15 protein-coding genes are annotated in these 14842 nt (G+C 57.4%); 7 read left to right on the forward strand and 8 right to left on the reverse strand.

Annotation, left to right across the window (positions count from 1 at the left end; translation table 11 throughout):
* Positions 1-15: 15 nt before the first annotated feature.
* Entirely contained in the window at positions 16-978 is a 963-nt protein-coding gene (locus BWI76_RS27290) for a polysaccharide deacetylase family protein (protein WP_004137733.1), read from the reverse strand.
* A gap of 111 nt (positions 979-1089) precedes the next feature.
* Here BWI76_RS27290 and rfaQ point away from each other — a divergent pair, with 111 nt between their 5' ends.
* From rfaQ to coaD, 7 genes are all read left to right on the forward strand, one after another.
* A complete protein-coding gene (gene rfaQ, locus BWI76_RS27295) occupies positions 1090-2166 on the forward strand; it encodes a putative lipopolysaccharide heptosyltransferase III (RefSeq protein ID WP_004137731.1) in 1077 nt (358 codons plus the stop codon).
* Positions 2163-3290 carry a glycosyltransferase family 4 protein gene (locus tag BWI76_RS27300; protein WP_004137728.1) on the forward strand — a complete coding sequence of 376 codons (1128 nt, stop codon included), beginning with the start codon at positions 2163-2165 and terminating at the stop codon, positions 3288-3290. Before rfaQ ends, BWI76_RS27300 begins: the two co-directional genes overlap by 4 nt.
* Positions 3291-3292: 2 nt before the next feature.
* Entirely contained in the window at positions 3293-4387 is a 1095-nt protein-coding gene (locus BWI76_RS27305; RefSeq protein WP_004137727.1) for a glycosyltransferase, read from the forward strand.
* Between the two features lie 29 nt (positions 4388-4416).
* A complete protein-coding gene (locus BWI76_RS27310) occupies positions 4417-5406 on the forward strand; it encodes a glycosyltransferase (RefSeq protein ID WP_004137725.1) in 990 nt (329 codons plus the stop codon).
* A 92-nt stretch (positions 5407-5498) separates the two neighbouring features.
* On the forward strand, positions 5499-6773 hold the full coding sequence (waaA, locus tag BWI76_RS27315) for a lipid IV(A) 3-deoxy-D-manno-octulosonic acid transferase (protein ID WP_024359715.1): 1275 nt from the start codon (positions 5499-5501) through the stop codon (positions 6771-6773).
* Positions 6773-7549: a glycosyltransferase family 2 protein gene (locus BWI76_RS27320; RefSeq protein ID WP_004137723.1), complete on the forward strand. Its 777-nt coding sequence runs from the start codon at positions 6773-6775 to the stop codon at positions 7547-7549. The genes waaA and BWI76_RS27320 overlap by 1 nt, the downstream gene beginning before the upstream one ends.
* Positions 7546-8022 carry a pantetheine-phosphate adenylyltransferase gene (gene coaD, locus BWI76_RS27325; RefSeq protein ID WP_004106901.1) on the forward strand — a complete coding sequence of 159 codons (477 nt, stop codon included), beginning with the start codon at positions 7546-7548 and terminating at the stop codon, positions 8020-8022. Before BWI76_RS27320 ends, coaD begins: the two co-directional genes overlap by 4 nt.
* Before the next feature lie 100 nt (positions 8023-8122).
* Here the strand turns inward: coaD and mutM are convergent, their stop codons facing one another.
* The 7 genes from mutM to rpmB all read right to left on the reverse strand — a co-directional run bounded on the left by mutM (position 8123) and on the right by rpmB (position 14726).
* Complete coding sequence (mutM, locus tag BWI76_RS27330) at positions 8123-8932, reverse strand: bifunctional DNA-formamidopyrimidine glycosylase/DNA-(apurinic or apyrimidinic site) lyase (RefSeq protein ID WP_004137720.1); 810 nt, start codon at positions 8930-8932, stop codon at positions 8123-8125.
* Positions 8933-8995: 63 nt separating this feature from the next.
* Complete coding sequence (locus BWI76_RS27335; RefSeq protein WP_004137719.1) at positions 8996-11332, reverse strand: TonB family protein; 2337 nt, start codon at positions 11330-11332, stop codon at positions 8996-8998.
* Positions 11333-12706 carry a hypothetical protein gene (locus tag BWI76_RS27340; protein ID WP_004137717.1) on the reverse strand — a complete coding sequence of 458 codons (1374 nt, stop codon included), beginning with the start codon at positions 12704-12706 and terminating at the stop codon, positions 11333-11335.
* Complete coding sequence (locus BWI76_RS27345; protein ID WP_004137715.1) at positions 12696-13421, reverse strand: PP2C family serine/threonine-protein phosphatase; 726 nt, start codon at positions 13419-13421, stop codon at positions 12696-12698. The genes BWI76_RS27340 and BWI76_RS27345 overlap by 11 nt, the downstream gene beginning before the upstream one ends.
* Before the next feature lie 4 nt (positions 13422-13425).
* Positions 13426-14103 (reverse strand): vWA domain-containing protein, encoded by a 678-nt coding sequence (locus tag BWI76_RS27350; RefSeq protein WP_004137713.1) that lies wholly within the window; start codon positions 14101-14103, stop codon positions 13426-13428.
* 198 nt (positions 14104-14301) lie between these two features.
* Positions 14302-14469 carry a 50S ribosomal protein L33 gene (rpmG, locus tag BWI76_RS27355; protein ID WP_003024094.1) on the reverse strand — a complete coding sequence of 56 codons (168 nt, stop codon included), beginning with the start codon at positions 14467-14469 and terminating at the stop codon, positions 14302-14304.
* Between the two features lie 20 nt (positions 14470-14489).
* On the reverse strand, positions 14490-14726 hold the full coding sequence (rpmB, locus tag BWI76_RS27360; protein WP_002436699.1) for a 50S ribosomal protein L28: 237 nt from the start codon (positions 14724-14726) through the stop codon (positions 14490-14492).
* Positions 14727-14842 lie beyond the last annotated feature (116 nt).

Here is a 14842-nt window from a genome sequence, read left to right on the forward strand (position 1 = left end):
CCTGGTTGTGATCTTTTATCGCTGTGTGCGTTTCTGTTGGTAATACTCCGCCAACGTCATTCCCTTCACCTGCGGCGCCAGCCAGCTGAAAAAAGACTCCAGATCGGCATATAAACGCTCGATATCCTGCTCGTTTTTAAACGTTGGACTGCCGCCGGGCATGTACTCAGAAGAGTGGAGCATATATTCGACGTAGTCATTGCCCTGAGTCAACGTTTGTTCCACCACTTTTTTCATCGTCTCGACGTTGCCGCCCATCGGACGCAGCCAGTGAACGGACGGCGAGCGCACTTTACCGCGCAGGCGATCGTAACCCTGCTTCAGGCTATTCATCCACGCGGGATGCTTGTACTGAATGCTCATCGGCACTTCCAGCAGCGATGATTGCCCTTCACGGCGGATATCGTTCTCGTCGAGGAAATAGGCGTGCTGCGGGAAATGACGGTAATCGGTGCCGCCGTCGCCCTGCGGCGCGCCTTTCGCCGTTTTCCAGTTCACCCGCGGCGTAACCGAACAATCCACCAGATAGCCATACTCCATCAGCAGACGCGCGTAGCGCTCGTCAAAGGCCCAGCGTCCTGCGCGATGGCTGACCATTTTGGTCTGGAAGGTCTCCTCCAGCAGACGGGTCATATAGTCGACTTTCGCCCGCATCGCCGCATCGCTGTACTCAATCAAGTACGGTTTATGCCGCCAGTCGTCATCGGTGAGCGGATCGGTCGGCGGACTGTTCCAGGCGTGCAGATGCATACCGATTTCCGCGGTTCCCCGGGCGATCGCATCCTTAGCGAATTCGATATAAACCGGGTCGATGGCCATTTCATAGTTGGTCAACCAGACCGGTTTGAAACCGTACTTTTCGCAAAGCTGCTGAAAACGCGGTAAATAACGCGCATTCTCGGTGGTGATGCTGTCATGTTTTTGCCAGAGGTTATCGCCCTCTGTGTCAATCGTGATGAGAAATGCGGGTTTGTGCACGAAAACGTCCTCAGGCCATACGTATCGGGTCATGGTAGAGCAAGACAACGCTTCTCTCAATCTATCTGATCCCCTAGAATCGGAACCCTGACCCTGAATGAAGAACAGAGAATGACGCCTGAAACCCGCACTTCCGGCCGCGTGAACCCGGCGCGAATCCTGGTCATCAAGCTGCGCCATCATGGCGATATGCTATTGATAACCCCGCTTATTCACGCGCTAAAACAGCAATATCCCGCCGCCAGCGTGGATGTGCTGCTTTATGAAGAAACCCGGGATATGCTCGCAGCGAATACCGATATCACCCACATTTACGGCATTGACCGGCGCTGGAAAAAACAGGGCGCCGGCCATCAGCTAAAGATGGAGTGGCGTCTGATTCGCACGCTCCGCCAGCAGCGCTACGATATGGTGCTCAATCTTGCCGATCAGTGGCCCAGCGCGATCATCACCAAACTGACCGGCGCGGCCACCCGCATCGGTTTTGACTTCCCGAAACGTCGTCATCCGGCCTGGCGTTTTTGCCATACCGCCCTCGCCTCAACTGAGCAGCATAACCAGCAGCATACCGTGCAGCAGAACCTGTCGATTCTGGCGCCGCTTGGGCTGGCTATTGATGACGCGCCGGCGAAGATGGGCTACAGCGATCAGGACTGGCGCGCCAGCCGCGCGCTGCTGCCGGAAGAATTTCAGGATAACTATATCGTCATTCAGCCGACCTCCCGCTGGTTCTTTAAGTGCTGGCGCGAAGCGCGGATGAGCGCCCTGATTAACGCGCTTTCTGACGCAGGCTACCCGGTCGTGCTGACCTCCGGCCCTGACGCCAGAGAGAAGCAGATGATCGACACCATTATGGCGGGCTGCCCCGATGCTCGCCTGCACTCCCTCGCCGGGCTGCTCACCCTGCGCCAGCTGGCCTCCGTCATCGATCATGCCCGTCTATTTATCGGCGTCGACTCGGTGCCAATGCACATGGCTGCCGCGCTGGGTACGCCGCTGGTCGCGCTTTTCGGCCCCTCCAAGCTCACCTTCTGGCGTCCCTGGCAGGCGCAGGGCGAGGTTATCTGGGCAGGCGATTTCGGCGCTATTCCTGACCCTGATGATATCGATACCGGCACGGACGAACGTTATCTCGATTTAATTCCCACCGACGCGGTTATCGCGGCGGCGAAAAAGGTACTGGCATGAGTAAATTCAGGCTGGCTCTGGTACGCCAGAAGTATCGCCCGGACGGCGGCGCGGAACGCTTTGTCTCCCGCGCGCTGGAAGCCCTCGACGACAGCGATCTTGAACTGAACGTCATCACTCGCGAGTGGCAGGGGCCGGTGAAGCCCGAGTGGAACATCCACATCTGCAATCCGCGCAAGTGGGGGCGGATCAGCCGCGAGCGTGGGTTTGCCGACGCCGCCCGCCAGCTTTGGCAGCGCGAATCATTTGACCTGGTGCAAAGCCATGAGCGCATCCCCGGCTGCGACCTGTACCGTGCCGGAGATGGCGTACACCGCCGCTGGCTGCAGCAGCGCTCGCGCATTTTGCCAGGCTGGAAAAGCCGCCTGCTGTTTGCCGACCGCTACCATCGCTATGTGATGCAGGCCGAGCGCGAAATGTACCAGGACTCGCACCTGCGCGGCGTTATCTGCAACGCGGAGATGATTAAACGCGAGATTATTGAAGACTTCGGCCTGCCGGCGGAAAAAATCCACGTCATCTATAACGCCATCGATAACCAGCGTTTTCTGCCGCCGACGGAAGAAGCCTTCGTCGCGCTGCGCGCCAAATGGAATCTGCCGATCCAGGCGACCTGCCTGATTTACGTCGGCTCCGGCTTTGAGCGCAAGGGACTGGATGCGGCGATCCGCGCCATCGCCCCGACCAATCGCTACCTGCTGGTGGTGGGCAAAGATAAAGAGCAGGGTCGTTACCAGCAGCTGGCGAAAACGCTGAACTGCGAGGAACGGGTGCGCTTTTTCGGTATGCAGTCGGAAACCCTGCCGTTCTACCAGATGGCCGATGGCCTGCTGCTGCCGACGCTGTACGATCCGTTCCCCAACGTCATTCTCGAAGCGATGGCCTGCGGCCTGCCGGTGATTACGACTACCGGCTGCGGCGGCGCGGAGTTTATCGTTCAGGGCAGCAACGGCTACGTTTGCGATGCGCTGGATATCCCGGCCCTGCAGGAGTCGGTTAACGCCCTGCCCGCTCGGGCTTTGGGTTCTGCAGAAGGCCAGCGCGCCCGCGAGCGGATCATGACCTGCACCAGCGAACGGCTCTCGGCGCAGCTGCTCTCCCTCTATCAGGATTTGGTGAAATAACGATGCGCATACTGTTTGTTATCGACGGCCTGCCCGGCGGCGGCGCGGAAAAAGTGGTGCTGACGCTGGCGGAGCATTTTCTTAGCCAGGGCGAACAGGTGTCGCTTTTTTCCCTGCGCGACATCTGCGAGTATCCGCTACCGGCGGGGCTGGATTATCAGGTCATCGCCGACCGCTGCCGCAAACCCTGGCGCAAACTCACCGAGCTATCCCGGCGCGCGCGCCAGCTTGATACGGCAATCGAGAAAGCAGAACAGCAGGGCCGTTTCGAACTGGTGCTCTCCAATCTGCATAAAACCGACCGCATCGTCTCCCGCAGCCGCCTGCTGAACGGGCGCAACGTCTGGTTCTGCCTGCACGGCGTGTTCTCGACTTCCTATCTCGGACATCGCAGCGGTTTTGACCGCTGGATGAAAAAGCAGAAGATCGGGCGCGTTTATCAGGGACGCAACGTCGTCACCGTCTCCGATGCGGTCGGTCAAGACCTGGTTGAGCAGTTCGCCATTCGCCCCGCCCAGCTGAAAACTATTTATAACCCGTTTGATATCGCCGCCCTGCGCGCCGCGGCTGAAGAACCCAGCCAGCGCCCCGACGGCGACTATATTATCCACGTCGGCCGCTTTCACCCCGGCAAACGTCACGACCGCCTGATTGAGGCCTATGCGCAAAGCGGCATCGACGCGCCACTGGTGCTGCTGGGGCAGGGCAAACCGGAACAAGAACAGCGCCTGCGCCAGCTGGCGCAGCAGCTACAGGTTGCCGATCGCGTCCTGTTTAAAGGCTTCCAGAAAAACCCGCTGCCGTGGATTAAAGGCGCGCGGATGCTGGTCCTGAGCTCCGATAGCGAAGGCTTTGGCAACGTGGTGGTGGAGGCGCTGCTGCTGGATACGCCGGTCGCCAGCACCCGCTGCCCGGGCGGCGTGACCGAGATCCTCACCGGCGAGCTGTCGCGCGGCCTGGCGGATCTCAACAGCCCGGCGCTGGCTCAGACGATGCAAAGCATTTACCATAGCCCGCCGGCCATCGACGCAGCGGCGCTGGAGAAGTTCAGCGTGGCATCGATTTGTCAGCAGTATCGTCAGCTGCGCAGCGCCTGACGCCGTTATTTAACCAGGATCAATGAGTTATGAGTCAAACGCCTTTACTAAGCATCGTAGCCGCCGTCTATAACGGCGAAAAATTCCTTGCGCAATTCTTTGAGTGCCTTGAGCAACAGCAGCTGGAAAGCTATGAACTGATCCTGGTGAACGACGGGTCGACGGACGGCAGCCTTGCGGTTATCGACCAGTGGAAAGAGCGCCTGCAAAACGTGATCGTGCTGGAGCAGGAAAACCAGGGCGTGTCGGTGGCGCGCAATACCGGCCTCGCCGCGGCGACCGGTAAGTACCTGACCTTCCCGGATATCGACGATAAGCTTTACCCGGGCATGTACCGTACGCTTCTGGAAATGGCGGAAAAGGGCAATCTTGACGTCGCCACCTGCAACGGCCGCTACGTCTACGAGACGAAAAAAGATATCCATCCCATTTTCCCGCTGGACCGGCTGCAGTCGACCGGCGTTTTGCCCGGCCACGTCTGGTTAAAGCAGGCGCTGGATTCTCGTAAGTTCCTGCACGTCACCTGGCTGAATATCTATCGCCGGGAATTTATCGCGAGCCACCGCTTCCATTTTGAGCCTGGCCTGCGTCATCAGGATATCCCCTGGACCACCGAAGTGCTGCTGGCGGCAGAACGCGTGCAGTACACCAGCGAGCAGTTCTACGATTACTATATTCACTCGGAATCGGTGTCGCATAAACCGGACAACGATGACACGCTGATGCGTTCAGCGCGCCACTACATGAAGATTCTGGAGATGCTGGACGCCATCAACCAGCGCTACCCGGATAAGGTTCGCGATATTTCCGCCTGCCGCTGGCAGATCGCCAAAGAGGGGCTGGGAATTATTCATACCTTCGATAGCATGAAAGATGAGTCAAAAAAGCATATTATCATTAAAGAGTTTTTCGACCGCGGCATCTGGCGCCTGATCTGGAAAAACGCCCGTACGTTCCGTCTACGCTGGCGTCTTGGACGCCGCTATCTGCGCATCAAGCGCTATCGCGACGCGGCTTAATACTGAATCCCTTAGTTTCCGCCAAAGAGATAGCTTTACGCGGGTTAAATGCTTAGAATTTGCCCGCAAAAACATAAATACGGATAAATCGCTTGGAATTGCTTTATACCGCCCTACTTTACCTCATTCAGCCGCTGGTGTGGCTGCGACTGCTGTTACGCAGCCGTAAGGCCCCTGCCTATCGTAAACGCTGGAAGGAACGTTATGGCTTCTGCCAGAACAAGGTAGAACCGGGTGGCATCCTGCTGCATTCCGTTTCCGTTGGCGAAACCCTGGCGGCTATCCCGCTGGTGCGCGCGCTACGCCACCGTTACCCCTATCTGCCGATCACCGTCACCACCATGACGCCAACCGGGTCTGAGCGCGCCATGTCCGCTTTTGGCAAAGACGTGCATCACGTCTATCTGCCTTACGATCTGCCCGGCGCGATGAATCGCTTCTTCAATACCGTTCAGCCAAAGCTGGTTATCGTGATGGAAACCGAGCTGTGGCCGAACATGGTCGCCACACTGCACAAGCGTAAAATCCCACTGGTGATCGCTAACGCTCGTCTGTCCGAACGTTCGGCGAAAGGCTATGCCAAGCTGGGTAAATTTATGCGTCGGCTGCTGAGCCGCATTACGCTTATCGCCGCGCAGAACGAAGAAGACGCTAACCGCTTTATCGCCCTTGGCCTGAAACGCAATCAGCTGGCGGTCACCGGCAGCCTGAAGTTTGATATTTCGGTCACCCCCGAGCTGGCGGCTCGCGCCATCACCCTACGCCGCCAGTGGGCGCCGCACCGCCAGGTGTGGATTGCCACCAGCACCCACGACGGCGAAGAACAAATTATTCTTCAGGCGCATAAAAAGCTGCTCGAGCGTTTCCCCAACCTGCTGCTGATCCTCGTCCCTCGCCACCCGGAGCGCTTCGGCGACGCCCGCGAGATGGTGCAGAAAGCGGGAATGAGCTACACCCTGCGCAGTACCGGCGAAATCCCGTCGAACAGTACCCAGGTGGTGATTGGCGATACCATGGGCGAGCTGATGCTGCTGTACGGTATTGCCGACCTCGCGTTTGTCGGCGGCAGCCTGGTGGAACGCGGCGGTCATAACCCGCTGGAGCCCGCCGCTCACGCGATTCCGGTATTGATGGGCCCGCACACCTTCAACTTCAAAGATATTTGCGCCAAGCTGCAGCAGGACGACGGTCTGATTACCGTGACCGACGCCGATTCGCTGGTGACGCAGGTTTCCAACCTGCTGACCGATGAAGATTACCGTCTGTGGTACGGCCGTCACGCGGTGGAAGTCCTGCACCAAAACCAGGGCGCCCTCTCCCGTCTGCTACAGTTACTACAACCCTACCTGCCGCAGCGGAGCCACTGATGTCGCCTCGCCTCTCGGTCGTGATGATCGCCAAAAATGCGGCGGATCTGCTGCCTGATTGTCTGGCCTCGGTAAGCTGGGCCGATGAGATAGTACTGCTGGATTCCGGCAGCAGCGATAACACCGTTGAACTCGCCCGCAGCCTGGGCGTTCAGGTACATATCAACCGCGACTGGCAGGGCTACGGCATTCAGCGTCAGCGCGCCCAGGACTACGCCACCGGCGACTATGTGCTGATGATCGATACCGACGAGCGCGTTACCCCGGAGCTTGCGCAGTCCATCCGCAGCGTGCTGGCCGCGCCGAAAGCCGGGGCGATATACAGCATCGCCCGCCGCAACTATTTTCTTGGCCGCTTTATGCGCCACAGCGGCTGGTACCCCGACCGCGTGATGCGCCTGTACGAACGCGACCGTTACCGCTATAACGATAATCTGGTTCACGAATCTCTCGACGGCCAGGGCGCGCAGGTTATCGAACTCGCGGGCGATCTGCTGCATCTGACCTGCCGCGATTTTTCCGGCTTTCAGCAAAAGCAGCTGGCTTACGCCGCCGCCTGGGCGCAGGAGCGCCATCAAAGAGGGAAGAAGACCTCGCTGGCCGCTATCTTCGGCCATACGCTGGGCGCCTTTGTTAAAACGCTGCTGCTGCGCGGCGGCGTGCTGGATGGAAAGCAAGGTTGGCTGCTGGCGGTAGTCAACGCGCAATACACGTTTAATAAATACACCGAGCTGTGGGCCCTGAGCCGCGGCTACTCGGAGAAAGTATCATTATGAGCACAAAAGCGATCTATCCGGGAACCTTCGACCCTATCACCAACGGCCATATTGATATCGTCACCCGCGCGGCCAGCATGTTCGATAAAGTGCTGCTGGCTATCGCCGCCAGCCCGAGCAAAAAGCCGATGTTCACCCTCGACGAGCGCATCGCGCTGGCCACCCAGGCAACGGCGCATCTGGTTAACGTTGAGGTTATCGGCTTCAGCGATTTAATGGCTAATTTCGCCCGCGCGCAGCAGGCCAATATATTGATTCGCGGCCTGCGGGCGGTGGCGGATTTTGAATATGAGATGCAGCTGGCGCATATGAACCGTCATCTGATGCCGACGCTGGAGAGCGTGTTTCTGATGCCGTGCAAAGAGTGGTCGTTTATCTCCTCTTCGCTAGTAAAAGAAGTGGCGCGCCACCAGGGCGACGTCTCTCACTTCCTGCCCGCTAACGTTCACCAGGCGCTGCTGAAGAAGCTGTAATCCTGCGCCTTCGGGGCTCTTCCCGGAGGCGATGCTGCGCATCTGTCCGGGCTACCGGACCAAGCGCAGCGCGAGACGGGATCAACGCAACCATCGCACCTTACTTCTGGCACTGGCGGCAATAAAACGTCGCCCGCTGTGCATGCTTGCTGCCGATAACCGGCGTCCCGCAAATGCGGCACGGCTCGCCCTTGCGGCCATAAACCTGTAATTCCTGGGCGAAATAGCCCGGTTTACCGTCGCTTTGCAGGAAATCCTTCAGCGTCGTCCCGCCCTGTTCGATGGAGCGCAGCAGGACCAGCTTAATCACTTTCACCAGCTGCTCGCACTCTTCGCGCGACAGCGAGGACGCCAGACGATCGGGATGGATCCCCGCCGAAAACAGCGATTCGCTGGCGTAGATATTGCCCACCCCAACCACCAGCTTGTTATCCATCAGCCAGGGCTTAATCGCGGTTTTCTTCTTCGCGCACTTCTGCTGGAGATAATCAGCGTTGAACTCATCGCTCAGCGGCTCCGGCCCCAGATGCGCCAGCGCCGGATGGCCCTCCAGCTCTTTGGTCCACAGCCAGGCGCCAAAGCGGCGCGGATCGGTATAGCGCAGGACCTTGCCGTTACTCATCACCAGGTCTACGTGATCGTGCTTCTCTGCGGGCAGCTCTTCGCTGAGGATACGCAGGCTGCCGGACATGCCGAGGTGGACGATAATCCAGCCGTCAGGCAGCTCCAGCAGCAGGTATTTGGCACGGCGGCGCACGCTGAGCACCGGAACGTCGCTCAGGCGATAGATCTCTTCGGAAACCGGCCAGCGCAGGCGTCCGTTGCGCACCACGGCGTGCAGGATGGTGGCGCCAACCAGGTGCGGTTCAATCCCGCGGCGGCTGGTTTCTACTTCAGGTAATTCAGGCATATTTTTCTCATATTAAAACAGCAGGCGCCGCTATTTTACCTCGTTCAGGAGGCCGCGACGCGACTAGTGCTGAAAATTCACGCCGATGGTTATCTGCCTGCCATCGGGCTGCGGTTTGAACTTCCAGCGCCAGAGCATATCGACCGCCCGCGCATCGTACTGTTCCACTTCGCTGCTTTTGCTCACCAGCACCAGCGTCGGCGCGCCGTTTTTATCAATATCAACGGTAAGCTCAGTCCGTTTATCGCCCTGCATCTGCGGCGCCTTCCACTCAACGCCGAAGAAAGACGCGTTCAACACCGCATTCTTGTCGATATCAACCGTCATACTCACCGGCGGGTCAAAGGGAACGAGCGTTTCATGGCGGTCCAGCTTTTTGCTCGCCGGCAAGATTTCCCCGGCTTTTGCGGTCTCTTCACCTTTCGCTCTTTCCCCGAGGATATCAGCATAATCCGCGTACACTTTTGCCGAAAGAATCGCATTACGCTCGCCCATGCCAACCCGCATCAGTAGCTTAGTTTTGATATTCGCTATTTTCTGCTCGGTATCCTCGGCGAGTGGCTGTAGCAACAGGGAGTAGATCATTGCGCCGATGTACAGTTCAGGATCGCGCTCGGCCCACAGGCTGCCCCACCCCATCCACACCTGCGGATCCTCCGGAGCCAGCGCCAGCAGTTGCGCCCACGTCGCCCGTTTCTCGTCAAAGGAAACATAGCTCTTTCTCAGCGCCAAATCCTTCAATAACGGCGCATAGTAGGGATGCGTTTCGACCAGCGCTTCCATCGCCTCGGTCATTTCGGTAAAACCTTCTATTCTGCCTTTGGTCGTTTTTTCTCGTTTTTTGAAGTAGATAAGCTGTAAATTGCGCGCCTCTTCCGCGCTCAGTTTCTTCTGCGGAAAAAGCGCTTTCATCCGGGTGAATTGAGCGGCCATCTCTTGCGCGGCGGCTTCCATTCCAAGTTTATTATGCCGGGCCGCCAGCCGTGAGATACGCATCGCCCGTGATTCCATTTCCCGATAGTGTTCATTCGGAGACAGGCGATCGCTGATAAAGGTCACCGGCATCAGCAGGCGCTTTCCCTGCCGATTAGAGTGAAAACGCCACTGCGGCGCGTAGTGGAGCGCCGCTTTATCAAACTCGGGAACGCCGCTGCTGCACTCAACCACCACGTTTAACAGCTCGCCGCTGGCGTCTGTATCCAGCGAGAGTACCGTCGTCGCCGACTTGATATATTTATTTATCGCCGGGTAGAGCATCGGCGGCACCGTCTCTTTGCCGATCCCATATCTTTCTGGCTCAATGCTGACGTGCCCCGGAAAGTGCTCGTTAACTGTGCTGATGCCACGCACGGGGCCTTCTTTAAACACGATCGATTTCGATAAAGGCAGCACCTTGCTACCTTCGCCTTTTTCCGTTGCATACCGGTCCAATGGCAAATCACAGGAGCGCGTCTGCATTCTGGCCTGCAGAATATGTAGGATTTGCCGGTCGTCAGACGGCATTTGCGCGATATACGCCGCTAACCGCTGCTGTAGCGCAGGCTGGCGCGAGCTATCCTTCAGGCCCTCCGCCATCAATAATCCGCTCGTAATGCTTTGCGTAAGCGCCTGAAACTGCGAATTTCGCACCCGCTCATTATCGCGGGACTGGATCAGCGCTAACGCCCAACCCAGCCAGGCGTCAGAGTTTTCCGGCGCAATGGCGATTGCCTGCCGAAAGGCTCTTTCCGCCCGCGATTTGTCCGCATCCGTTGTCAGCGTCAGGATAGCCGCGGCCAGCGTCAGATCGCCACGGTCCGGCATCCAGCTGAGATAATCCGTTATTTTGGGTAATGCTTTCGCTTCTTGTTCGCGATAGCCCAGTGCCTGCTGCCAGAGCGCATCCGCGGCGGCGGCATCTTTTTCACTCCAGCCAAGCGGCAGCTCCGCTAATGGCTTTTTCTGCGCGATAAATTGCTCGACAATCTTGTGCTGATTAAACGGTTCCCCACGCAGGATTATCTGAATAAAACGGGCATGACGGTCATAGAGAAAATCCGCCCAGGCGGGCGATGCCAGCTGATTCATACTCTGCCAGCGCCGCTGGTTTTGCTCGCCAATTGGGACATTGAATAAGGTGATACCGATAACAAAAACAATCTGCGCCACGGCAGCAATCAGATAGCCTTTATTGCGCCGGGTAATCGCCACCCACATCAGGGCGGAAAAGTAGAGAGTTCCCCCTAGCCACAGGCCGTAGAGCAATAAACGCTGGGGAGCATTCAGCGCCGCCGGTAAAAGCGAAAGCTTATCCACCAACATAAAGGGTGCAGACCAGAGAAAGAGCACCATATTCGGCGCGACAAAAAGCGCAATCAAAGACAAGATGACCAGCAGGTGTTTTAACTTCGGCGTAATCATTTATGGCTTACTCCGAAGAATCGCCAGCAGCCCCATCACGGCTATCCAGACAAAAATCAGGATTAACGCCGCATTATCGTACCAGGCATGCCAGGGACCGCTCAGTTGGGTAAAATTACGCGCTAATATGGCCATCACCAGCGTGCTAATCACAGCCAGCGCGCCATGCCAAACAAATGCAGGAACTTTGCTGCGCATATTGCGCCACAGCAGCGTTAACGGCCCCGGCCCAGTTGGCTGACGAGGTACCGCAGCGGCTGGCGCCACGCGAGGCTGCCGCTTTGCGGGCGCAGGCTTTGGACTAACGGTTTGTGTCCGCTTATGCTGCTTCGCCTGTTTTACGCCCTCAACAACCTGTTTTTCACGTGCGCAGACCAGGCACGGCATCCCGGCGAAATGCTGGTGTTTCTTACTACAGAGAACAATTTTTTGCGTACTGCGTAGCGCATAAGGACGCAGGATCTTCGCCCATTCATCGGCGGAAGGACGTTGGGCAGGCGAATCGCTAAAGGCGCGATCGAATAGCTTGCGTAGCCCAGCGGGCAGCAGGTGATGGGTACTGGCCGGTACCGGAGAGATATTCTTTGCGGCATTGATGCCGTAGGCGTAGCAACCGGCGGCGATGCGACCGGGTAAATCATCAGGCACTTTTGCCGCCTGCGCGCGGCCGCTATAGGGATGAATGCCGTGGTTGAGCAACTGGAAAATAATCACCGCCAGCGAGAAGCGGTCCTGAGCCTCTTCCTGTTCGCCCGGCACCTGGCCAATGCGCTGGAACTCAGGCGCCAGGTAATCCGGCGTGAACTGCCCGGCCGGGAAACGCTCGCCCTCGCCCTGGATGCTAAAGCCATCGCAGTCAAGCAGCGCGATGTACAGGCTGTCGCGATAAAAACGCAGGTTGACCGGCTTCATGTCGATAACCCGGTGCTGGCGCGCGTGTAACGCCGAGACCAGGGTGGCGAGGTTGCAGGCCAGGCTCACTTTGGCGCCAATCCCCTCCGGCAGATTCTGCGCCTTCGCCTGCCGCGACTGCAAAATATACTCCAGCTCAATAGTGCGCCGGGTATCGAGCACCGGCATAACAAAGCCAATAACCCGCTTGCGCTCGTCGAAGAGCAAATAGTCAGGCCACGCCAGTTGGACGATCGCTTCACCGTCAGCAGGCGCGGGGATTTCCGGGCGCTGCGCAAGCATGGCGCTAAGCTTGCGCTGGTAATAGCCGGTATCGATATTGGGATGATAGATTTTCGCGACGCGGGAAGGGTCATCCGCCAGAAAATAGACGCTGCCAGCGCCGCCGCTCTTAATCAGTTTTCCCAGGCGTACCGCGCGACGTTGCTCGTTATAACACCCAGGGGCTTTTTTATGCTTCATTACGCAGAGCTACCAGAAGCGTCTTATCATCGCCGGTTATCGCCCAGGTGCGCGGGTCGTCAAGCGTGGCGCGTATCGCCTCACTCCCTTCAACCTCAGAGACCTGCGGCAAATAACGCAAAACAGGGTCCATAAAGGGGGAGAATAGCGCATCGCCGCGCTGGTTTAGCGCAAACGGCTGCACGCCGTCGGACATCATCACCAGTTGCGTGGCTCTGCCAGCAAACTGACGGATGCGTAAATGTTCGCGCCAGTCGTGGCTGGTGAGAAACCAGGTCTGGTTGGCGTATTCACCGTTTTCAGGTAACGAGAAGTGCTGCTCAGCGTCGATGCTCAACTCCGCGACGCCATCACCGATATGCAGCACCACTGAGGCGGTTTCCCCGAGCCATGCGGCCACAACGGTACAGGCAAAATCGCCTGCGGAAAGCCCTCGCTCCTGCGCCGCCAGCAGAACGACCTCACGCACGCTCGCTATCAGCGTCGCCAGCTGCTGTTCATCAGGCGCGGCGGTGAATTTCGCCAGCCGTTCGGCCAGCTCTCGGGCGACTAAAACCGCACCCTGTTCGCTATAAGCGGCTGAGCCTGCGCCGTCGCATACGGCGGCGACCAGACGATCGCCCAAATTGCGGTAGCAAAAGGCATCCTGACAAGGAAGGTTATTTTGTCGGTGGCTGCTGCCAATGACCGACGAAGCGTAAACGCGCCAGTTCATCGCGTCAGACCGAAATTTCTGACCAGCTATCCGTCGGCGGCAGCTGTGCTTTACCGCCAGGGGTAGACTGCGAAACTACCTGCATGCTGGCGCTCAGCCAGAGGAACAGCTCGCGGAACTGCAAACCTTTTAGCTGCTTCACGCCGTTTATACCGCTACGACTGAAGTGACCCATCGATTCGGAAGCCTCGCTACCCACGCTTATCGGGAATACGGCAACCTTATTCGCCGCCTGCGCCTCGCGGCACTCCTGGGCCGCCGTCTGCCAGTTATCCGTTGGCGCGCCGTCCGACATCAAAAACAGCCATGGCCGGGTATAGGGTACGCCAGCTGCTTTCAGGCGCTGCTTTTCAGCTTCAATTTCACTTAACGCCATGCTGACGGCCTGCCCGGTAGGCGTTAAGCCGTTGGCTTCAAGAACAGGTGCGGTGAAATCCATCGCATCGCACCAGTCGCCGTACAGCTGACACTCGTCGTAACCGCCATATTTAATCACCAGCAGGCGAACGCGTTTGGCGGCTATCACATCATGCTTGAGTTCTTCTTCCAGCAGCTTGAGCCCCTGATTTAGCTGGGCGATTGGCTGGCCGTCCATGCTGCCTGAGCAGTCAAGGACTAAAATCAAAGGCGTACGCTGTTCACTATTATCGATAAATGAAACATCCGGAATTAAAGACGTCATAACAATCCCTGTCGGTGGTTTTCTGTACCGGCAGGATAAACACCCCATGCTGGTAAGACAAGAAAAACCAATTCATTCATATGGTTAATGATTATCAATAAAAAAGAAGAGCGGGATATATTTCGGAGGCAGGATGAGTGTAAAGCGAAAACAAAAAACCCCGCCGGGGCGGGGTTTTTCTGTACAAGGAGTCTAAAATTATTTGATTTTAGCTTCTTTGTATAAAACGTGCTGACGGACAACTGGATCGAACTTTTTCAGTTCCAGTTTTTCCGGCTTAGTACGCTTGTTCTTCGTGGTGGTATAGAAGTGACCAGTACCAGCAGAAGAAACCAGCTTGATTTTCTCACGAATACCTTTAGCCATGATTTATTTCCTCTAAGTACTTAGTACTTTTCGCCACGGGCACGCAGTTCGGACAGAACTGTATCGATGCCTTTCTTATCAATAACACGCATACCTTTAGCAGATACGCGCAGGGTGACAAAACGCTTCTCGCTCTCAACCCAGAAACGGTGAGAGTGCAGGTTCGGCAGGAAACGGCGTTTAGTCGCGTTCAGTGCGTGGGAACGGTTGTTACCGGTCACCGGACGCTTGCCAGTAACTTGGCAGACTCGGGACATGTCTATTCTCCAAAAATCAAATTAGCTCGAGCTTCGTATGGGGTATTGGCGCCTCGTCAGGCTTTACAGCCCGGTCATCGCAGTTCTAAGCGAACTCTCGATTGCCAGGCCCAAAT

This window comes from Klebsiella sp. M5al, from assembly GCF_002090195.1.
GTDB classification, from domain to species: Bacteria; Pseudomonadota; Gammaproteobacteria; order Enterobacterales; family Enterobacteriaceae; genus Klebsiella; species Klebsiella grimontii.